This window comes from Bacillota bacterium (assembly GCA_023511485.1).
In the GTDB taxonomy this organism is placed as follows: domain Bacteria; phylum Actinomycetota; class Aquicultoria; order Aquicultorales; family Aquicultoraceae; genus CADDYS01.
This window is the reverse complement of record JAIMBH010000052.1, coordinates 1-4,537: the sequence shown is the minus strand read 5'-3', so window position 1 is coordinate 4,537 and position 4,537 is coordinate 1. Positions and strand designations below refer to the sequence as shown.

The 4,537-nt window shown below is 45.7% G+C and carries 5 protein-coding genes; all 5 read right to left on the bottom strand.

The window, feature by feature from the left end; all coding sequences use genetic code 11:
* A partial coding sequence (locus K6T91_11445; GenBank protein MCL6473399.1) for a restriction endonuclease subunit S occupies nt 1-596 on the bottom strand: 596 nt, incomplete at its 3' end.
* A complete protein-coding gene (locus tag K6T91_11440) occupies nt 589-2,139 on the bottom strand; it encodes a type I restriction-modification system subunit M (protein MCL6473398.1) in 1,551 nt (516 codons plus the stop codon). The genes K6T91_11445 and K6T91_11440, both read right to left, overlap by 8 nt.
* Nucleotides 2,140-2,735: 596 nt before the next feature.
* Complete coding sequence (locus tag K6T91_11435) at nt 2,736-3,254, bottom strand: NTPase (GenBank protein MCL6473397.1); 519 nt, start codon at nt 3,252-3,254, stop codon at nt 2,736-2,738.
* 252 nt (nt 3,255-3,506) lie between these two features.
* Nucleotides 3,507-3,638, bottom strand: coding sequence for a DUF433 domain-containing protein (locus tag K6T91_11430; GenBank protein ID MCL6473396.1), 132 nt, complete (start codon nt 3,636-3,638; stop codon nt 3,507-3,509).
* 386 nt (nt 3,639-4,024) lie between these two features.
* The gene (locus K6T91_11425) at nt 4,025-4,459 is read right to left on the bottom strand and encodes an ATP-binding cassette domain-containing protein (protein MCL6473395.1); all 435 of its coding nucleotides are present in this window, start codon (nt 4,457-4,459) and stop codon (nt 4,025-4,027) included.
* Between the last annotated feature and the right edge of the window lie 78 nt (nt 4,460-4,537).

Sequence of the window (4,537 nt, the reverse complement as noted above, 5' to 3'; positions counted from 1 at the left end):
TACGTAAAAAGATGGCGCATTAATGACTTTTTCAGCTCCCGAGCAGCATCAACAACCTTCCCCGTCTCCTCAATCCCCCGCTGAACGGCTTTAAGCGCATGCACAATCTCCTGCTGCTCATCCAGCGAGGGTAAAGGTATAGAATATTTCTCAAGATCAGATTTTTGCAAGCTTGGCAAAGTAGTTTTTGCGTGCTCGCCTGATAGAGGGTTATATCTCATATAATAGAAAATATACCGAATATCAACTTTCTTCTTCCACTCGAGATAAAAAGTTGTGTCAGATGGCCAGAAAGGTTCTTTCATCAACCAAGCAAATCCAGCCTTGCCTTTGCGACCTATAATAATGCTTGGGAAATTGACCAATGCCTCGCTTGTCCTACTATAGATGCCACCTGAACCAACCACTGGAATGTTGCCACTATACTTTGGTTTTGCCTTACCATATTTGATATCAGCGATATCGCCCAGCTTTACGATCTGCCAATCCTCAGGCAGTGGCCCCAACTCAGTCATCTTAAAACCCGGCTCAAGCTCAGCATCCATTTCAATGTCCTTATCAGGCTCTCCCGCTACCTGGCCATTAGTCTTAATCATGGCTTAACACTCCAAACCCGAGTTTAGCCAAAACATCGTTAAGCTCACGGTCAGCTTCGGCACGCTCCTCTTCGGCCTCCTGAAGGAGCACAAATGCCTCTTCGGGAGCTAAGACTTCTTCCTTACCGTTTATAGTTACATAACGGCTTGGGCTGAGGTTGTAATCATTGCGCACGGTTTCTTCTTTTGTGATGATGGCCGATACGCCTTCTTCAGCTTTCCAATTCAGATAAAGCTGGCTGATATGTTCAATGTGATCATCTTCAAGGTAATTCTTCGGTCGTCCCTTAGAGAAAAGCTTGCTTGCATTGATAAATAAAATCTCGTTGGGATGCCGCTTTGCCTTGTTGATCACCATGATGATTCCAGGGGCGGGCGTGTTATAAAAAAGGTTCTCCGGCAAAAGGATTACTGCCTCGATTAAGTCGTGCTCGACAAACTCCTTGCGTATATCGCGCTCTTTGTTTGCGCCGACATTGCCGCTTCCCCTCGACACAGCGCCGGTGTCTAATACCACCGCCATCTTGCCGTTGTCTTTAAGCGAGGCAAACATGTGCTGCACCCATCCCCAGTCGGCACTTGAAGTCGGCGGAAACCCGAGCCCGAAGCGCCCGTAGGTGTCGTGCTCGTATGTGGTAAGCGGGAATTTCTGATTCCACATTGGGTTGGCTGTCACTTTGTTAAACCTCAGCAGGCTGCCGTCCGGCTCTTTAAACGCCGGGTGGTTCATGGTGTCGCCGATTGCGATGTGGGCATCCATGTTATAGATGAAAGTATTCATTCTGGCTATGGCAAAGGTGGCCGGGTTTATCTCCTGCCCGTAGAAGCTTAAGGGGTTTATATTCTCAGGAATAACCCTCCTGCCGTTCTCACCCGTCACACCATATTTATCCTTAAACCTGAGGTACGACTTAATAAGCAAACCTCCCGACCCGCACGCAGGGTCATAAATGGAATCGCCGGGGTCGGGGTCGAGAATATGCGCCATAAGAACCGCAACCTCTCGCGGCGTGTAAAACTCACCTGCGCTTTGCCCCTGTCCTTCGGCAAACTTGCGCAGCAAATACTCATAAGCCCGCCCGAGAATATCCGGCTCGACGTCTCGCGTCCCCAGCCTGTGCTTTGAGAGCACCTGGATAAGCTGGCGGTACTGGTCATCCCCCAAAATCCTTTGCCCGGCAGCGGTCGCGTTAAAATCGACAACATCGATAACACCCTGAAGCTCGGGGTTCTGCCTTGAAACAGCCCTCGCCGCATCGGTTAAGAACTCGCCCAGGTTCGCCGTCTGCCGCTTTATCGAATCCCAACGCGCTTCCTTGGGAATATAAAAACGCACCAGCTCGTGGTCTTCATCGACGTATTTTGCAAGCGACCCCAAATCCTGCACCTCATCCTCAAACACATCCGACAGGCGCTTCATAAAGATGAGCGGCAGGATATAATCCTTAAACTTGGGCGCATCAATCGCCCCGCGAATAACACACGCGGCATCCCAAAGCCAGTTTTCAAGGGTTGAAAGTTCAAGTTTATGTTTTGCAGCCATATGAACACTCCTAGGATAAATCGCCCTTCAGTAATTACAACAATCGGTCGGGGTATAACTAATTTTCCATATTACATTAACAACTATTTTTTTACTACTGACTAACGCAGAAGCGTTTATTGTAATCGTGCTTTCACTGAGGCCAAGCGCATCAATATCGTAGTTATAGATTTTTCTTATGCCTCCACTTTAATTCACTTAATAACAAGAACCGCAACAGTTCCTATCAACCCAATAGCGAAAGTATCGACCAGATATTGAGAACTTACAAATTGTTGCTTTTGGACAAGGACACACCGCTCAAGAAGCTTTAGGAAATGTCTTAAATGAGAGCCCTCATTTACTCAAGACAAACTTTAACGAAATCATAGCGGCCGAACTGGCAGATAGTAATCGTGCATACTTCTGCCTAGATGATTTTAGGCAGTAGTCTACCTGTTCTGCTTTTTAGATCAACACTTATACCTTACCGCCTATTGCATCCACCTCTTTATGGCGCAGAGAACTGTCTCAAGTTTTTGGGTAATTAGGCATTACGGGACGGTAATCATACAGACCATAGCCTGTCTGCTGCTAAACACTATCCAGAACTGCAATCAAGCACCAATAGCACTCTTTACCAAATGCCCTACCTCTTCCCTATTCTCGGCAGTCAACTCAAAGATAACCGTATCATCCCGCCGCCTGATCTTATCCGTAAACGGATCGTCTGCCAGCTTTATCGTCCCTAAGACTATATTTTCGCTTTCCAGTGCTTGCACTACCGCATCTTTAAACTTCTCCGAAAACAGCTCCATCTTTCCAATCTCATCGATTATCACGATTTTGTTTTCCTGCAGGGCTTTTCTGATGGAGTCGACCGCTATCTCATCTAAATCATTTAATGAAACGCCGTACTTGCCGACCCTGAACCTACTTTTCATTCCCTTGCGGGCCAGAGTGCCGCGTCGTCCATCCAGGGTGAGGATATCAAAACCTATGCGCTCGCCTGCCTCTCTTACTTCTTGCGTGAAGAAGCCGCCAGCGTTAAGGTTAAGCTCAGCGATTATTTTCTTTATAAGTGTGGTCTTGCCTGTGCCGGGTTTTCCCGTGATAAAGATGTTTTTCGCTTTCATTCTTTGATTTTATATCAACCGAAGCTTGAGGATAATAACTAGATTCTGCAGACATGAGGTCGATATCTGCAACATGAGTTGCCTCATAACCATGACCTTTGAGGAATTTTTGAATCGTTTGCGGTATTCCTGCATCAAGCAAGAACTTTATCATGATGTCTTCTTAAGCGGAATGATTTTTTCGTTTGCAGCAATATCAGCGGCATAACGCAGAGCTGCTTGTATATGCTTGTATATCTTCGGCGGTCACATCTACTCGTATTTGATTTGCTCAGCCGTCATGCCTTCTGCAAGCGCACCAAGAATAACCACAGCAGGTATGCGTGTCCCTTCAATAATCGGCTGACCATGCTGTATATCGTTATCGATGATTACCTTCTTCATTGGACTTCTGGGACGTTCCTGCAAAAATCCAAATTCTTCGTCTGCTACGCTGAACGGACAAGAAACAAGACTATTGAGTTAACAGATAATGGAAATTTGTAGGAACGTCCCAGCCTTCCAGCCTTCTGCGGCCTTCCTTTCCTTCTGGTGTTAGCGATGGGTCGTTATCCATGACGCCTGATATGACTATACTGCTCGTTAGTTAAATCCACAAACTCACCTCAACCTCATGCTATGCTGTTGTCTTCAGTTGAGGTGCTACCTCATCCTTGCCCTCGCCCAAATTCATGGTTCTTGGAAAGATCTTGAGATTTTGATTATATTCGATTTATGAGATGGGTTCTAAGCAAAAATTAATGTGGCCAAGGACAATCTTAATAATATTTTTAGACGGTACATAAGTACTTATTAAGATCTAATATTCTATCAGCGCCCTCGGCGATAGTAGGATCATGAGTAACCAACACAACAGTAGTCCCCTTTTCGTGTATTTCACGGAACAATTCAATAATCCCTTGACTATTTCTCTTATCAAGGTTACCAGTAGGTTCATCGGCCAATATCACCTTTGGTTGATTAACAAGTGCTCTGGCAATAGCTACCCTCTGCTGCTCGCCACCGGAAAGTTCTGATGGATAATGTTTAGCTCTAGACAGAACACCCATCCTCTCAAGCATTGCCTCGGATAGCACGATGGCTTCATTACGTTTTACTCCATTAATAAGCAACGGGGTCATTACATTTTGTATAGCGTTAAAATCGGATAACAAGTTAAAAAACTGATGAACTATCCCAATCTCTTTGTTTCGGTACCGTGCAATTTGTAGGCGGCCAAATTATTTGGCACAAGTTCGGCCAAATTAAATGACCGCCTACTGCATAAAAAATCACTCGCTTTC

What these genes read in the sequence shown, in the direction of transcription:
- K6T91_11440 (MCL6473398.1), bottom strand. Translation starts at nt 2,139, where the DNA reads ATGGCTGCAAAACATAAACTTGAACTTTCAACCCTTGAAAACTGGCTT.
- K6T91_11435 (MCL6473397.1), bottom strand. Translation starts at nt 3,254, where the DNA reads ATGAAAGCGAAAAACATCTTTATCACGGGAAAACCCGGCACAGGCAAG.
- K6T91_11430 (MCL6473396.1), bottom strand. Translation starts at nt 3,638, where the DNA reads ATGAAGAAGGTAATCATCGATAACGATATACAGCATGGTCAGCCGATT.